General features: G+C 67.5%; 15 protein-coding genes. 10 read left to right on the top strand and 5 right to left on the bottom strand.

What is annotated here, in order from left to right; genetic code table 11:
- Positions 1 to 204 precede the first annotated feature (204 nt).
- Complete coding sequence (gene ptsP / locus DIE17_RS17920) at positions 205 to 1977, top strand: phosphoenolpyruvate--protein phosphotransferase (protein WP_044848237.1); 1773 nt, start codon at positions 205 to 207, stop codon at positions 1975 to 1977.
- Positions 1978 to 2077: 100 nt separating this feature from the next.
- Here the strand turns inward: ptsP and DIE17_RS17915 are convergent, their stop codons facing one another.
- From DIE17_RS17915 to gpmA, 3 genes are all read right to left on the bottom strand, one after another.
- A complete protein-coding gene (locus tag DIE17_RS17915; RefSeq protein WP_124520706.1) occupies positions 2078 to 2830 on the bottom strand; it encodes a HesA/MoeB/ThiF family protein in 753 nt (250 codons plus the stop codon).
- 132 nt (positions 2831 to 2962) lie between these two features.
- Positions 2963 to 4504, bottom strand: coding sequence for a S41 family peptidase (locus DIE17_RS17910; RefSeq protein WP_124486538.1), 1542 nt, complete (start codon positions 4502 to 4504; stop codon positions 2963 to 2965).
- Between the two features lie 246 nt (positions 4505 to 4750).
- The gene (gpmA, locus tag DIE17_RS17905; RefSeq protein WP_044848226.1) at positions 4751 to 5497 is read right to left on the bottom strand and encodes a 2,3-diphosphoglycerate-dependent phosphoglycerate mutase; all 747 of its coding nucleotides are present in this window, start codon (positions 5495 to 5497) and stop codon (positions 4751 to 4753) included.
- Positions 5498 to 5633: 136 nt separating this feature from the next.
- Here gpmA and DIE17_RS17900 point away from each other — a divergent pair, with 136 nt between their 5' ends.
- From DIE17_RS17900 to DIE17_RS17880, 5 genes are all read left to right on the top strand, one after another.
- A complete protein-coding gene (locus DIE17_RS17900; RefSeq protein WP_050014781.1) occupies positions 5634 to 6056 on the top strand; it encodes a rhodanese-like domain-containing protein in 423 nt (140 codons plus the stop codon).
- A complete protein-coding gene (gene grxC / locus DIE17_RS17895) occupies positions 6053 to 6313 on the top strand; it encodes a glutaredoxin 3 (protein WP_044848224.1) in 261 nt (86 codons plus the stop codon). The genes DIE17_RS17900 and grxC overlap by 4 nt, the downstream gene beginning before the upstream one ends.
- A gap of 107 nt (positions 6314 to 6420) precedes the next feature.
- Positions 6421 to 6903, top strand: a complete 483-nt coding sequence (gene secB, locus DIE17_RS17890; RefSeq protein WP_014895954.1) for a protein-export chaperone SecB — start codon at positions 6421 to 6423, stop codon at positions 6901 to 6903.
- 26 nt (positions 6904 to 6929) lie between these two features.
- Positions 6930 to 7928, top strand: a complete 999-nt coding sequence (locus DIE17_RS17885) for an NAD(P)H-dependent glycerol-3-phosphate dehydrogenase (protein ID WP_044848223.1) — start codon at positions 6930 to 6932, stop codon at positions 7926 to 7928.
- A 106-nt stretch (positions 7929 to 8034) separates the two neighbouring features.
- Positions 8035 to 8559 carry an O-acetyl-ADP-ribose deacetylase gene (locus DIE17_RS17880; RefSeq protein ID WP_124486536.1) on the top strand — a complete coding sequence of 175 codons (525 nt, stop codon included), beginning with the start codon at positions 8035 to 8037 and terminating at the stop codon, positions 8557 to 8559.
- A gap of 24 nt (positions 8560 to 8583) precedes the next feature.
- Here DIE17_RS17880 and trmL read toward each other — a convergent pair whose 3' ends face one another.
- Both trmL and DIE17_RS17870 read right to left on the bottom strand, forming a co-directional pair.
- Positions 8584 to 9054, bottom strand: a complete 471-nt coding sequence (trmL, locus tag DIE17_RS17875) for a tRNA (uridine(34)/cytosine(34)/5-carboxymethylaminomethyluridine(34)-2'-O)-methyltransferase TrmL (RefSeq protein WP_044848221.1) — start codon at positions 9052 to 9054, stop codon at positions 8584 to 8586.
- Between the two features lie 106 nt (positions 9055 to 9160).
- The gene (locus tag DIE17_RS17870) at positions 9161 to 9973 is read right to left on the bottom strand and encodes a ComF family protein (RefSeq protein WP_124520708.1); all 813 of its coding nucleotides are present in this window, start codon (positions 9971 to 9973) and stop codon (positions 9161 to 9163) included.
- A gap of 83 nt (positions 9974 to 10056) precedes the next feature.
- Here DIE17_RS17870 and DIE17_RS17865 point away from each other — a divergent pair, with 83 nt between their 5' ends.
- The 4 genes from DIE17_RS17865 (at position 10057) to ctaD (ending at position 15042) form a co-directional block, all read left to right on the top strand.
- Complete coding sequence (locus DIE17_RS17865) at positions 10057 to 11022, top strand: methyltransferase domain-containing protein (protein ID WP_124520710.1); 966 nt, start codon at positions 10057 to 10059, stop codon at positions 11020 to 11022.
- A gap of 195 nt (positions 11023 to 11217) precedes the next feature.
- A complete protein-coding gene (locus DIE17_RS17860; protein WP_044848219.1) occupies positions 11218 to 11739 on the top strand; it encodes a DUF2244 domain-containing protein in 522 nt (173 codons plus the stop codon).
- 56 nt (positions 11740 to 11795) lie between these two features.
- Complete coding sequence (gene coxB / locus DIE17_RS17855) at positions 11796 to 13391, top strand: cytochrome c oxidase subunit II (RefSeq protein ID WP_124520712.1); 1596 nt, start codon at positions 11796 to 11798, stop codon at positions 13389 to 13391.
- 43 nt (positions 13392 to 13434) lie between these two features.
- Positions 13435 to 15042, top strand: coding sequence for a cytochrome c oxidase subunit I (gene ctaD, locus DIE17_RS17850; RefSeq protein ID WP_044848217.1), 1608 nt, complete (start codon positions 13435 to 13437; stop codon positions 15040 to 15042).
- The last annotated feature ends 14 nt before the right edge of the window (positions 15043 to 15056 follow it).

Raw genomic sequence — 15056 nt, 5'->3', positions numbered from 1 at the left:
GGGGCCTGCCCCGCGATCGTTGCCGTTTCGAAGCAGAATGCCGCGTATGTCGCGGCATTTTTTTCGTCCGTAGCATTGATGCGGAAATCGCAATGCTGCGCTGCATGCAGCCAGCACGGAGGTGCGGAATTTATAATCGCTAACCGGGGTCATAAGCGCATCGCAGCAGTGTGCCGCGGCTTTACATGTACAGAGGAGGTGCGCGTGTCCTTCACGCTGCATGGCATTCCCGTCTCACGTGGTATCGCGATCGGGCGAGCGTATCTGATCGCGCCGGCGGCGCTCGACGTCGCCCATTACCTGGTCGAGGCGAACCAGATCGACGCCGAGGTCGAGCGTTTCAGCACGGCGCGCGAGGTCGTGCATCGCGAACTCGAGGCGCTGCGCGCCGACCTGACCGACGACACCCCGACCGAAGTGGGCGCGTTCATCGACGTCCACGCGATGATCCTGAGCGACGCGATGCTCGTGCAGGAAACCATCGACCTGGTCCGCACGCGACGCTACAACGTCGAATGGGCGCTGACCGAGCAGCTCGAGCTGCTCACGCGCCACTTCGACGATATCGAGGATGAATACCTGCGCGAGCGCAAGGCCGACATCGAGCAGGTGGTCGAGCGCGTGCTGAAGGCGCTCGCCGGTGCGCCGTCGGCGTCGCAGGCGCTCGATCGCGCGGCCAAGAACGGTACGAACGAGATGATCGTCGTCGCGCACGACATCGCGCCGGCCGACATGATGCAGTTCAAGACGCAGTCGTTCCAGGCGTTCGTCACCGACCTCGGCGGCCGCACGTCGCACACGGCGATCGTCGCGCGCAGCCTCGGCATTCCGGCCGCGGTCGGCGTCCAGCATGCGAGTTCGCTGATCCGCCAGGACGACCTGATCATCGTCGACGGCGACCAGGGGATCGTGATCGTCGATCCCGCGCCGATCGTCCTCGAGGAATATTCGTACCGCCAGTCCGAGAAGCTGCTCGAACAGCGCAAGCTGCAGCGCCTGAAGTTCTCGCCGACGCAAACCCTGTGCGGCACGAAGATCGACCTCTACGCGAACATCGAGCTGCCCGACGACGCGAAGGCGGCGGTCGAGGCCGGCGCGGTCGGCGTCGGGCTGTTCCGCTCCGAGTTCCTGTTCATGCATCAGAAGGAGATGCCCGAGGAGGAGGAGCAGTTCGCCGCGTACAAGCGCGCGGTCGAGTGGATGAAGGGCATGCCGGTGACGATCCGCACGATCGACGTCGGCGCGGACAAGCCGCTCGAGGCGCTCGACGAAGGCTACGAGACGGCGCCGAACCCGGCGCTCGGCCTGCGTGCGATCCGCTGGAGCCTGTCCGAGCCGCAGATGTTCCTCACGCAGCTGCGCGCGATCCTGCGCGCGTCCGCGTTCGGGCAGGTGAAGATACTGATCCCGATGCTCGCGCACGCGCAGGAGATCGACCAGACGCTCGACCTGATCCGCGAGGCGAAGCGCCAGCTCGACGACGCGGGGCTCGCATACGATCCGAACGTGCGCGTCGGCGCGATGATCGAGATCCCGGCCGCGGCGATCGCGCTGCCGCTGTTCCTGAAGCGCTTCGATTTCCTGTCGATCGGCACGAACGACCTGATCCAGTACACGCTCGCGATCGACCGCGCGGACAACGCGGTCGCCCACCTGTACGACCCGCTGCATCCGGCGGTGCTGCACCTGATCGCCTATACGCTGCGCGAAGCGAAGCGTGCAGGCGTGTCGGTGTCGGTGTGCGGGGAGATGGCGGGCGATCCGGCGCTCACGCGCCTGCTGCTCGGGATGGGGCTCACCGAGTTCTCGATGCACCCGAGCCAGTTGCTGGTCGTGAAGCAGGAGATCCTGCGCGCGCACCTGAAGGCGCTCGAGAAGCCGACGGCCGACGTGCTGGCCGCGTTCGAGCCGGAGGAAGTGCAGGCGGCGCTCAAGCGCCTGTCGGTCGCGGAACCGCGCGCGGACGCGGCCGCCTAGGCGGCGCGGACTGCGCGGCGAAACCGTCGCGCGCGTCGCGAAGGTAGCGAAACGTCGCGCATGCGCCGCCCGGCGCATGCGTTTATGCATCCCGCGCGCGTCAGTGCCGGCCCTGGCACACGGGGCAGTCGGCCTGGCGCGCGATCTTCATCGTCGCCCATTCCATCCGCAGCGAATCGAGCATCATCAGCCGCCCGTTGAGCGTCGTGCCGATCGCGCCGATCACGCGCAGCGCTTCGGCGGCCTGCATCGCGCCGATGATCCCGACCGTCGGCGCGAACACGCCCATCGTCGCGCACGCGACTTCCTCGAACGGCTGGTCCTCCGGAAACACGCACGCGTAACAGGGCGCGGCCGGGTCGCGGAAGTCGAAGGTGCTGATCTGGCCGTCGAAGCGCAGCGCGGCGCCCGACACGAGCGGCACGCCGTGCGCGACGCACGCGCGGTTGATCGCATGCCGCGTCGCGAAGTTGTCGGTGCAGTCGAGCACGACGGTCGCCTGCGGCACGTGCGCGTCGAGCCATGCATCGTCGACGCGCGCCGCGACCGCATGCACGGTCACTTCCGGGTTCAGCTGCCCGAGCGTGTCGCGCCCCGATTCGACCTTGCTGCGGCCGACCGAGGCCGTCACGTGCAGGATCTGTCGCTGCAGGTTCGTGAGGTCGACCGTGTCGGCGTCGACGAGCGTGATCGTGCCGACCCCGGACGCCGCGAGATACATCGCGGCCGGCGAGCCGAGACCGCCGGCACCGACGACGATCGCATGCGCGTCGAGGAAGCGCTGCTGCGCCTCGATGCCGATTTCGTCGACGAGGATGTGGCGGGAGTAGCGGAGGAGTTGATCGTCGTTCATGGGAGAGGTCGGGTGAGGCATGCCGCCGGCGGCGGCGCGGACGCCTCTGCGTCCATCTGCGTATTCTAGGCGCACATGAAAAACGGGCCATCGCGGTCTTCCCGCGATGGCCCGTCGGATGCCGGCCGGCGCTTACTGCGGCGCCGACGCGGGCTTCGGTGCGGCGGCCTTCGTGCCCGACGCCTTCGCGGGGGACGCGGCCTTGGTCGCAGGGCTCTTCGTCGTGCTCTCGGCGAGCAGCGACTTCGATTCCTGCACCGCCTTGCCCTCGAGCTTGTTGAGCGCCTGCTGCATCATGAAGTCGTCGGCGCTGCCGAACTCGATCGGCTTGCGATCGCGGTCCTTCTGGCGTTGCTCCGGCGTCTTCTTGTCGTTCTGCTCCTCGAGGACGCGCAGCTGATCCATCCGGCGCTGCTCGCGCTCTTCCTGTTCCTTCTTCTCATTCGGATCCTGCGTGTTCGCGAGGTGGTTCGTGTAGTCGACCTCGCGCGTCACGAGCACGTCGTCCGGATCGCCGTCCGCATACTGATCGACCGGCACGTCGGGCGTGATGCCCTTGTTCTGGATCGAACGGCCGCTCGGCGTGTAGTAGTAGGCGGTCGTCAGGCGCAGCGCGGTGTCGGCCGTCATCGGACGGACCGTCTGCACCGAGCCCTTGCCGAACGTCGTCTTGCCCATGATCTGCGCGCGCTTCGAATCCTGCAGCGCGCCGGCGACGATCTCCGACGCGGACGCCGAGTAAGCGTTCGTCAGCACGACCATCGGCACGGTCTTGAAGATCGGCGGCAGGCTCTTCAGCGGATCGCCGTCGAAGGACGGCAGGCGGTAGTTGTCGTAGGTGTCGCGGTAGACCTGCTTCGAATCCGGGATCTGGCCGTTGGTCGACACGACGACGGAGTCGGGCGGCAGGAACGCGCCGGCGACGCCGACCGCGCTCTGCAGCAGGCCGCCGCCGTTGTTGCGCAGGTCGACGATCAGGCCCTTCAGGTTCGGCTGCTGGCGCGCGATGTCCTGCAGCTTCGCGGCGAGATCGGGCGTCGTGCGCTCCTGGAAGCTCGTGATCCGGATATATGCGTAGCCCGGGTCGAGCAGCTTCATCTTCACGCTCTGGACCCTGATGATCGCGCGCGTGACCGTGATCGGGAACGTGCGGTCGTCGCTCTTGCGGAAGATCGTCAGCGTGACCTTGGTGCCCGGCTCGCCGCGCATCTGCTTGACGGCCTTGTCGAGCGTCATGCCGCGCACCGGCTTGTCGTTGATGCGCGTGATCAGGTCGCCCGGACGGATGCCGGCGCGGAACGCGGGCGTATCTTCGATCGGCGAGATCACCTTGACGAGGCCGTCTTCCTGCGAGATCTCGATGCCGAGGCCCGCGAAGCGGCCCTTGGTCTGCTCCTGCAGCTCGTCGTAGTCGGTCTTGTCGAGGAACGACGAGTGCGGGTCGAGGCTCGACACCATGCCCTTGATCGCCGCCGTCAGCAGCTTCTTGTCGTCGACCGGCTCGACGTACTCGCGCTTGATCTGGCCGAACACTTCCGCGAACAGGCGGAGCTGGTCGAGGGGAAGCGGTGCCGTGGCGGTCTGCTCGGCCGATGCCGAAACCTGCAGCGTGGCGAATACGCCCGTGGCGAGGCCCGCGGCAATCAGGCCGATGTTCTTCAATTTCATTCGCATAGAGAGTCTGGTGCGGTCGGGAAGCGCGTGGCGGTAGCGGGGATGTAGCGGACAAGTATAACTGTTCGCCCGATTGCTCAGTGGACCGGTGCGAAATGGTCCGGGAGCCCGGTCCCGGCGGGGGCGCCGGATGCGCAGCGGATTCGAAAGCGGGTTCGACAGCACCGGGGCCGCGAAGGTTCGCGCCCGCGCGCCGGAGCGGCCGGGCAGGCCGCGCGCGAGGCGGCCCGCCCGGCACGACGGGTATCAGCCCGCCTTGCCCTGCTTCGCGACGGCGGCCTGCGCCTTCGCGATCGCGTCCTGGTCGCCCAGGTAGTAGTGCGTGATCGGCTTCAGGTTCTCGTCGAGCTCATACACGAGCGGCACGCCGTTCGGGATGTTCAGGCCGACGATGTCGCTGTCCGAGATGCCGTCGAGGTACTTGATCAGCGCGCGCAGCGAGTTGCCGTGCGCGGCGATCAGCACCTGCTTGCCCGCACGGACGGCCGGCGCGATCGACTCGTTCCACAGCGGCAGCACGCGCGCGACCGTGTCCTTCAGGCATTCGGTGAGCGGCAGCTGCTCGCGCGGCACCTTCGCGTAGCGCGGGTCGTCGAACGGCGCGCGCTCGTCGGTCGGCTCGAGCGCCGGCGGCGGCGTGTCGTAGCTGCGGCGCCACACGAGCACCTGCTCGTCGCCGAACTTGGCGGCCGTTTCCGCCTTGTTCAGGCCCGACAGCGCGCCGTAGTGGCGCTCGTTCAGGCGCCACGAGTGGACGACCGGCAGGTACATCAGGTCCATCTTGTCCTGCACGTGCCACAGCGTGCGGATCGCGCGCTTGAGCACCGACGTGTAGGCGATGTCGAACGTGTAGCCGGCCTCCTTGAGCAATTCGCCGGCCTGGTAGGCCTCGTTGCGACCCTGTTCGGTCAGGTCGACGTCGACCCAGCCGGTGAAGCGGTTTTCCTTGTTCCACGTCGATTCGCCGTGGCGGATGAGAACGAGTTTGTACATGGATCTTGCGGTCGGTAGTGATAGGGAAGCGGGGCGCGTCGCGCGGTACCCGGCCCGGGTCCGCCATCGCGCAAGGCGGTTATTTTATAATGGCGCGATTGTCCTCATCCGATTTCTCTTTTTCCGGCGGCATTCCGTGACGTTCTTTACCAATTACACGAACCTGGCCCTTATCGCGATCCTTCTGGTTTCCGGCGGCCTGCTCGCATGGCCGGCCCTGCGCCGCGGCCGCGGCGGCCTGTCGGCCGCGGAGGCGACGCAGCTCATCAATCGCCGCAACGCGGTCGTGATCGACCTGCGTACCGCGTCCGACTTCGCCGCCGGCCACCTGCCGTCGGCGCGCCAGGTCGCCGCCGGCGAGATCGGCGCGAAAATTGCGCAGGTCGCGAAAAACAAGAGCACCCCCGTGCTGCTCGTCTGCCAGAACGGCCAGCAGTCGCAGAAGGCGGCGCGCGAGGTCGAGGCGGCAGGCTATGCCGAGGTACACGTGCTCGAGGGCGGCGTCGCCGCCTGGCAGCAGGCCGGGATGCCGGTCGTCAAACAAGGAGTGGCGAAGTGAGCAAGGTTTTGATGTACAGCACGCAGGTGTGTCCGTATTGCATTCAGGCCGAGCGCCTGCTGAAGCTGCGCGGCGTGGAGCAGATCGAAAAGGTGCTGATCGACCGCGATCCGGCCCGCCGTGAGGAAATGATGACGCGCACCGGCCGTCGCACGGTCCCGCAAATCTACATAGGCGACACGCACGTCGGCGGCTACGACGATCTGTCGAAGCTCGACCGCGAAGGCGGGCTCGTGCCGCTTCTGCAAGCGGCCTGATTAGGGCAGAATGGCCGCCGGCCGCGCCGCGGCATGAGCGCGCAGGATTCAACCGAGGCGGCCGGCGTGAAGCCGGGCCGCCGCGTCACCACTTTTAGGGAAACACCATGTCCGACGTCGAAAACCAACCGTTCTTCAACATCCAGCGCGTCTACCTGAAGGATATGTCGCTCGAGCAGCCGAATTCGCCGGCGATCTTCCTCGAGCAGGACATGCCGTCGGTTGAAGTCGAAGTCGACGTCAAGGCCGAACGTCTCGCGGAAAGCGTCTTCGAAGTCGTCGTGTCGGGCACCGTCACCGCGAAGGTGAAGGACAAGGTCGCGTTCCTGATCGAAGCGAAGCAGGCCGGCATTTTCGACATTCGCAACATTCCCGACGAACAGCTCGACCCGCTCGTCGGCATCGCCTGCCCGACGATCCTGTTCCCGTACCTGCGCTCGAACATCGCCGACGCGATCACGCGTGCGGGCTTCCCGCCGATCCACCTGGCGGAAATCAACTTCCAGGCGCTGTACGAGCAGCGTCTCGCTCAGCTTCAGCAGCAGCAGGCCGGTGCGGCAGGCGCGCCGAACGGCACGACGCTGAACTGACGTTTCACTCCGGACCGGTGCTGGGTATGAAAGTAGCCGTTCTCGGCGCCGGTGCCTGGGGCACCGCGCTCGCGGGCCATCTGGCCGCGCGGCACGATACGCTTCTCTGGGCGCGCGACGCCGCGCTGATCGCCGGGCTGCAGGCCCGGCACGAAAATTCCCGCTATCTGGACGGCATCGCGCTGCCCGATGCGCTGCGCTACGACGCCGATCTCGGCGCGGCGCTCGCGCACGGCGCCGCGGACGACGCACTGTGCGTGATCGCAGCACCCGTGGCCGGGCTGCGCACGCTGTTCGGCGCGATGCGCGACGCGGGCTGCGTGCCCGCGCATGTCGTGTGGGTCTGCAAGGGCTTCGAGGCCGACACGCATCTGCTGCCGCACCAGGTGATCGCGGCCGAGCTGCCGGGGCAGCACAGCAACGGCGTGCTGTCGGGGCCGAGCTTCGCCCGCGAGGTCGGGCTCGCGCTGCCCGTCGCGCTGACGGTCGCGAGCACGTCCGCCGAATGCCGCGAGCGCACGCTGGCCGCGTTCCATCACGGCGCGATGCGGATCTATACGGGTGACGACGTGGTCGGCGTCGAGGTCGGCGGCGCGGTGAAGAACGTGCTGGCGATCGCGACCGGCATCGCCGACGGCCTCGGCCTCGGGCTGAACGCGCGCGCCGCGCTGGTCACGCGCGGTCTCGCCGAAATGTCGCGGCTCGGCGTCGCGCTCGGCGGCCGCGCGGAGACCTTCACGGGCCTCACGGGCCTCGGCGACCTGATCCTCACCGCGACGGGCGACCTGTCGCGCAATCGCACGGTCGGCCTGCAGCTGGCGGCCGGCCGCTCGCTGAACGACATCCTCGGCGCGCTCGGCCATGTGGCCGAAGGCGTGCGCTGCGCACAGGCCGTGCTCGCGCTCGCGCGCGCGCAGGCGATCGAAATGCCGATCACCGAAGCCGTGTGCGGTGTGCTGTTCGACGGCGTCGCACCGCGCGATGCGGTCAGCGGCCTGCTGCGGCGCGACGCGCGCGCCGAATAACGCCGACGAATCACACCGATTTTTTGCGGCCGGGCCCGCTCGCGCAAAGCGGGCGGCGCCAAAGCGCACTACGCTTGAACCGTCTCCGGCGTTTCGGGAGGGTGTCATGCTGCAGATCGGTTCCACCACGCTCGACGCGCAACGCGTCGACATCACGACGCTCGACGTCGACGTGATCGTCAATGCTGCGAACGGTTCGCTGCTCGGCGGCGGCGGGGTCGACGGCGCGATCCATCGCGCGGCCGGCCCGGGCCTGCTCGCCGAGTGCCGCACGCTCGGCGGCTGCGAGACCGGCGACGCGAAGCTCACGCGTGGCCACGGGCTGCCGGCCCGGTACGTGATTCATGCGGTCGGCCCGGTGTGGCACGGCGGCGGGCGCGGCGAGCCCGAGTTGCTCGCGGCATGCTACCGGCGTGCGATCGAGCTGGCCGAGGAGGTTGCGGCAACCTCGATCGCATTCCCGGCGATCAGCTGCGGCGTGTACCGCTATCCGGCCGAGGAGGCCGTCGACATCGCGGTCGGCACGGTCGCCGAAATGCTGCCGCAGGCGCCGAACCTCGCACGCGTGGTGTTTGCGTGCTTTTCATCCGACATCTACGACCTGTATCGCGCGCGGCTCGCGCGTATCTAGCGCGTGAGCGGATCCGGCCGCGCGTCAGGCGCCGCCTTCGAAGCCGGCCTGGCGCCACGCCTCGAACACGACCACCGCCACCGTGTTCGACAGGTTCAGGCTGCGGTTGCCCGGCCGCATCGGCAGGCGTACGCGCTGTTCGTTCGCGAAGCGTTCGAGCACCTCGGCCGGCAGGCCGCGTGTTTCCGAGCCGAACACGAACCAGTCGCCCGGCACGAATGCATGGTCATGGAAGCGGCCCGAGCCACGGGTCGTGAACGCGAACATCCGCGCGGGATCGGGTGCTTCGGTCGCGACGAACGCGTCCCAGTCGCGATGCACGCGCATTTCCGCGTACTCGTGATAGTCGAGGCCCGCGCGGCGCATCTTCGCGTCGTCGAGCGGAAAGCCGAGCGGCTCGATCAAATGCAGGCGCGCGCCGGTATTGGCACACAGGCGGATCACGTTGCCGGTGTTCGGCGGAATTTCGGGGGCGACGAGGACGACGTTGAACATGGTTGGGTCTGGCTGGGCCGGCCGGGACGGAGCGACGTGCACTCGTCCTGGCCGGCCGGTTCGTGACGGCCGGCGCCGCGCGCGGGCGGCCGGCCTCTCTATCTAATTAATCCCTGGCGGTGCGCAGCGCAACCAGATTCGTCACGCGTGCGGCGCCCGCCGCCTTCAATGCCTGCGCGGCCGCCGCGAGCGTCGCGCCGGACGTCATCACGTCGTCGACGAGTGCCACGTGGCGGCCGGTGAGGTCGCCCGCCACCGCGAACGCCGCGCGCACGTTGTCGCGCCGCGCGCGCCGGTCGAGCCGCGACTGCGGCGCGGTTTCGGCCACGCGTGCCAGCAGCGCCGCGTCGGCGCGCACGCCGAGCCGGCGCGCGAGCGGCCGCGCGATCGCCCACGCCTGGTTGTAGCCGCGCGCGACGAGCCGACCGTGCGACACCGGCACCGGTGCGATCACGTCGAAGCCGCCGGTGGCGCGCAGCGCGTCCGTGTCGTCGATCCGCTGTGCGAGCCGGGCCGCGAATTCCGCGCCGAGCGCGAGCCGCGCATGAAACTTCAGGCCGCGCGCGAGCCCGTCGAGCGGGGCGCGGTAATCGGCGAGCGCGAGCGTCGCATCGAACGGCGGCGGCGTCGCGCGGCATGCTTCGCACCGGTACGCGGACGCGGAACCGGCGCCGCCGTGCCCGCCGCGGGCTGCGCGCGGCCGCGGCCGCCCGACGCCCAGCGGCACGGCGCAGACGTCGCAGCGCAGCCGCGCTTCGTTCCAGTACGCGGCGTCGCAGGCGCTGCAAATCACCGGATGTGACAAATTGCCGCACAGCGCGCACCGATTCGGCAAGGCGAGTGCGACGACGCGCACGGCCAGCGCGCGAACCTGCGACAAAACGACGCGCATCGGGCGCGGGGCGGAACTGCGATCCATCGCGAACACTCCTGGCGGCCCCGCCTCGATGAAGGCTGCGAGGCGAGCGAGTATACTTCGGGCTCTTCGCCAGTGTGCCCGACATGTCCCCAGCTTCGACTTCAACCGGCCGTCCGGCCAATGACGCCCGGCGTCTGCGGCGGATCTTCGATCGCCGCGCCGCCACGTTCGACGCGGTCGCGTTCCTGCCGCGCGAGATCGCGCAGCGGATGAACGAGCGCCTCGAATACATCAAGGTGAGCCCCGCGGCCGTGCTCGACGCAGGCTGCGGCCCGGGCGACGACCTGCCGGCGCTGCGCGCGCGCTTTCCCGAAGCCCCGGTGTTCGGCGTCGACCTGTCCGGCGCGATGCTCGCACGGGCGGGCCAGCGCGAGGTCGAGCAGGCGAGCTGGCGCCGCTGGCTGCCCGCGTCGCTCGGCCGGGCGCTGGGCCAGCGCGGCCCGCGCGTCGCGCAGGCCGACTTCTCGGTGCTGCCGTTCGCGGCCGGCGCGTTCGACCTGATCTGGTCGAATCTCGCGCTGCACTGGCATTCGCGTCCCGATACGGTGTTCCCTGAATGGCAGCGCGTGCTGCGCGTGAACGGCCTGCTGATGTTCAGCACGCTCGGCCCCGACACGCTGCGCGAGCTGCGCGCGGCCTGCGCGGACGCCGAAGCGGCGCTCGGCATCGCGCCGCCGGCCGCGCGCGTCGTCGATTTCGTCGACATGCACGACCTCGGCGACATGCTCGTCGAGAGCGGCTTCGAGATTCCGGTGATGGACCAGGAAGTGCTGACCGTCACGTACAAGACCCCCGATTCCCTGCTGGCCGACGTGCGCCGCTGGGGCGCCTATCCGTTCGACCGCGCGGTGCCGCAGCATGCGGCGCGGCGCTTTCGCGCGGCGCTCGGCGACGCGCTGGAAGCGCGCCGGCGCGCGGACGGCACGATTGCCCTGACGTTCGAGGTGATCTACGGCCACGCATGGAAGGCCGTGCCGCGCACGACCCCCGAGGGGCACGGCATCGTGCGCATCGAAGATATCGGCAAGGGGCGTCCGAAGAATCGGTAAAGCGGTAAAGAGGGGTTTTGTTATGTCTGAAATTAGCGGCGCAAAGCGGGGTCGAATAGACGCCAAAAACGGCCGGGAAGCTTGTGGCGCTTGGCTCGCGGGCCGATAGCCGCTTGCTTGTGGATGCCATTGAACCCGCCTATAATGCGTCAGCTTGTCGTCCCGGGGTCCCCGCAATACGGGCCGACGAGTCCGATGCAGGCATGCATCGCATGCCATTCGCGTGAGGCGGCGATGGAAGCAGCAAGGGTGTCGGCGGAGACGAACGATGAACCGGTCCTCGAAGACTGGCTCATGAAACGCAACTGTTCGGTGTCGCCGCGCCAGTTCGTGCTGTTTTACGCGTCGCTCGCGGGCTTCTCGCTGGTGATCGCGGCAGTGCTGATGTGGCGGGGGGCCTGGCTCGTCATGCCCTTCACGGGAATCGAATTGCTGGCGGTCGGCGTCGCGTTTGCGATCCATGCCCGTCATGCGGTCGATTACGAGCGCATCAGGCTGTTTCCGCACCGGCTCGTGATCGAGCGGATGGATGCGGAGCGGCTCACGCAGATCGAATTCAATCCGCGCTGGGTGCGGGTCGAGCCGGGTGCGACGCCACGCGATCCGATTCGACTGGTATCGCGCGGGCAGACCGTCGTAATCGGGCAGCATCTCGCGCAGCACAAGCGTGCGCAGTTCGCCGACGAACTGCGCGTGTCGCTCAGGCGCTGCGGCTGACGAGGCGCGGGCACCGGCCGGAACAGGCCGGCGCCTTGCGACGGGGGAGGGTTTGAATGGAAATTTTGGGTAAGGATGCTATGAAAACAATCAAGCGAGCCCTCACGGGCGTGCTGGCATGCAGCGGATTGCTCTTTGCCGGCGCGGCTCTGGCGGTCGGTGATAGCCCGGGCGGCCCCCGCGTCAACGAGATCAACTTTCAGCCGCCTGTCACGAAGATCGCCGAGGAGCTCTACGATCTCCACACGATGATGCTGATCCTGTGTACGGTGATCTTCGTCGGCGTGTTCGGCGTGATGTTCTATTCGATCTTCGCGCACCGCAAATCCAAAGGCCACAAGGCCGCCAATTTCCATGAAAGCACGACCGTCGAAATCATCTGGACGATCGTGCCGTTCATCATCGTCGTGCTGATGGCGCTGCCGGCCACGAAGGCCGTCGTCGCGATGAAGGACACGACCAACGCCGATCTCACGATCAAGGTCACCGGCTACCAGTGGAAGTGGGGCTACGACTACGTGAAGGGTCCGGGCGAGGGCATCAGCTTCCTGTCGACGCTCAGCACCCCGCGTGACGAAGTGATGGGCAAGAAGCCGATCACCGAGACCTACCTGCAGGAAGTCGACAACCCGCTCGTCGTGCCGGTCAACAAGAAGATCCGCATCATCACGACCGCGAACGACGTCGTTCACTCGTGGTACGTGCCGGCGTTCGGCGTGAAGCAGGATGCGATCCCCGGCTTCGTGCGCGATACGTGGTTCAAGGCCGACAAGGTCGGCACGTTCCGCGGCTTCTGTACCGAACTGTGCGGCAAGGAACACGCGTTCATGCCGGTCGTGGTCGTGGTGCTGTCGGACGACGACTACGCGAAGTGGGTGAGCGCGCAGAAGGCCAAGCTGGCCGGCGCATCGGTCGATCCGAACAAGGTTTACACGATGGCCGAACTCGTCGCGCACGGCGAGGAAGTCTACAAGGCGAACTGCGCGGCCTGCCACCAGGTGAACGGCAAGGGCCTCGGCGCCTTCCCGGCGATGGACGGCAGCCCGATCGTGAACGGCCCGATCGCCGGCCACGTCGAGCGCGTGCTGCACGGCAAGGGTGCGATGCCGTCGTGGGCGTCGCTGTCGGACCTCGACATCGCATCGGTCATCACGTACGAGCGCAACTCGTGGGGCAACCACAAGAACGACCTGCTGCAGCCGAAGCAAGTGACCGACGCGCGCAACGGCAAGATGCCGGAAGACGTGGCGGGCGCCGCGGCGCCGGCCGAAGCGGCCTCGGCACCGGCGCAAGCCGCGTCGGGTGCGGCCGAGCAACCGGCGGCAGCGTCGGCATCGGCGGCTGTGTCGACGATCTACTTCGAAACGGGCAAGAGCGTGCTGCCGGCCGACGCGAAGGCGGCGATCGCCGCAGCGGCCGACTATGCGAAGGCACATCCGGACGCGAAGCTCGCGCTGTCGGGTTTCACCGACAAGACGGGCTCGGCCGACGCGAACGCCGAACTGGCCAAGCATCGTGCACAGGCCGTGCGCGACGCGCTGAAGGCAGCAGGCGTGGCGGAAGACCACATTATTCTCAAAAAGCCGGAAACGATCACGGGCGGGGCTGACGCGAAGGAAGCCCGGCGGGTCGAGATCGGGCCGGCGGCTTGACGTGTCGCTGAGTTAGTCGACGTATTCGCATTAGGAGATTCTCATGTCTAGCATCGGGCACGACGTAGCCGCGGACCACGCGCACGACGACCACGCGCACGAAATGCCGCACGGCTGGCGGCGCTGGCTGTTCGCCACCAACCACAAGGACATCGGTACGCTGTACCTGCTGTTCTCGTTCATCATGTTCCTGTCGGGCGGCGTGATGGCACTCGGCATCCGTGCCGAGCTGTTCGAGCCGGGCCTGCAGATCATGCGTCCGGAGTTCTTCAACGAACTCACGACGATGCACGGCCTGATCATGGTGTTCGGCGCGATCATGCCGGCGTTCGTCGGCTTCGCGAACTGGATGATTCCGCTGCAGATCGGCGCGTCCGACATGGCGTTCGCGCGGATGAACAACTTCAGCTTCTGGCTGCTGCCGGTCGCGGCCGTGCTGCTGGTCGGTTCGTTCTTCGCGCCGGGCGGCGCGACGGCCGCCGGCTGGACGCTGTACGCACCGCTGTCGACGCAGATGGGCCCGGGCATGGACTTCGCGATCTTCGCGGTCCACATCATGGGCGCGTCGTCGATCATGGGCGGGATCAACATCGTCGTGACGATCCTGAACATGCGCGCACCGGGCATGACGCTGATGAAGATGCCGATGTTCGCATGGACCTGGCTGATCACCGCGTACCTGCTGATCGCCGTGATGCCGGTTCTGGCAGGCGCGATCACGATGGTGCTGTTCGACCGCCACTTCGGCACGTCGTTCTTCAACGCGGCAGGCGGCGGCGACCCGGTGATGTACCAGCACATCTTCTGGTTCTTCGGCCACCCCGAGGTGTACATCATGATTCTGCCGGCGTTCGGGATCGTGTCGCAGGTGATCCCGGCGTTCGCACGCAAGACGCTGTTCGGCTATAGCTCGATGGTGTACGCGACGGCGTCGATCGCGATCCTGTCGTTCATGGTCTGGGCGCACCACATGTTCGCGACGGGCATGCCGGTCACCGGTCAGCTGTTCTTCATGTACGCGACGATGCTGATCGCGGTGCCGACGGGCGTGAAGGTGTTCAACTGGCTCGCGACGATGTGGCGCGGCTCGATGACGTTCGAGACCCCGATGCTGTTCGCGATCGGCTTCCTGTTCGTGTTCACGTTCGGCGGCCTGACGGGCCTGATGCTGGCGATGGCGCCGCTCGACATCCAGTACCACGGCACCTACTTCGTGGTGGCGCACTTCCACTACGTGCTGGTGGCAGGCTCCCTGTTCGCGCTGTTCTCGGGCTGGTACTACTGGGCGCCGAAGTGGACGGGCTGGATGTACAACGAGACGCGCGGCAAGATCCACTTCTGGTCGTCGATGATCTTCTTCAACCTGACGTTCTTCCCGATGCACTTCGTCGGTCTCGCGGGCATGCCGCGTCGTTATGCGGACTACCCGGCGCAGTTCACGGACTTCAACCAGGTGGCGACGATCGGCGCATTCGGCTTCGGCCTCGCGCAGGTGTACTTCCTGTTCGCGGTCGCGCTGCCGGCCTACCGTGGCGGCGGCGACCTGGAAAAGGCGTCGGACAAGCCGTGGGATGGCGCGACGGGCCTCGAGTGGACGGTGCCGAGCCCGGCTCCCTTCCACACGTTCGAGCAACCGCCGCACGTCGAATAAGTTTCACCCGGCGT

The sequence above is a fragment of the Burkholderia sp. Bp9099 genome, from assembly GCF_003857805.1.
Classification (GTDB): Bacteria; Pseudomonadota; Gammaproteobacteria; order Burkholderiales; family Burkholderiaceae; genus Burkholderia.
The sequence above is the reverse complement of the archived record's forward strand: the minus strand, read 5'-3'. Positions and strand labels throughout refer to the sequence as shown.

Coding starts and splice junctions, on each gene's coding strand:
- DIE17_RS17915 (WP_124520706.1), bottom strand. CDS start 2,830: ATGAACGACGATCAACTCCTCCGCTACTCCCGCCACATCCTCGTCGAC.
- DIE17_RS17910 (WP_124486538.1), bottom strand. CDS start 4,504: ATGCGAATGAAATTGAAGAACATCGGCCTGATTGCCGCGGGCCTCGCC.
- gpmA (WP_044848226.1), bottom strand. CDS start 5,497: ATGTACAAACTCGTTCTCATCCGCCACGGCGAATCGACGTGGAACAAG.
- secB (WP_014895954.1), top strand. CDS start 6,421: ATGTCCGACGTCGAAAACCAACCGTTCTTCAACATCCAGCGCGTCTAC.
- DIE17_RS17885 (WP_044848223.1), top strand. CDS start 6,930: ATGAAAGTAGCCGTTCTCGGCGCCGGTGCCTGGGGCACCGCGCTCGCG.
- DIE17_RS17880 (WP_124486536.1), top strand. CDS start 8,035: ATGCTGCAGATCGGTTCCACCACGCTCGACGCGCAACGCGTCGACATC.
- trmL (WP_044848221.1), bottom strand. CDS start 9,054: ATGTTCAACGTCGTCCTCGTCGCCCCCGAAATTCCGCCGAACACCGGC.
- DIE17_RS17870 (WP_124520708.1), bottom strand. CDS start 9,973: ATGGATCGCAGTTCCGCCCCGCGCCCGATGCGCGTCGTTTTGTCGCAG.
- DIE17_RS17865 (WP_124520710.1), top strand. CDS start 10,057: ATGTCCCCAGCTTCGACTTCAACCGGCCGTCCGGCCAATGACGCCCGG.
- DIE17_RS17860 (WP_044848219.1), top strand. CDS start 11,218: ATGCAGGCATGCATCGCATGCCATTCGCGTGAGGCGGCGATGGAAGCA.
- coxB (WP_124520712.1), top strand. CDS start 11,796: ATGGAAATTTTGGGTAAGGATGCTATGAAAACAATCAAGCGAGCCCTC.
- ctaD (WP_044848217.1), top strand. CDS start 13,435: ATGTCTAGCATCGGGCACGACGTAGCCGCGGACCACGCGCACGACGAC.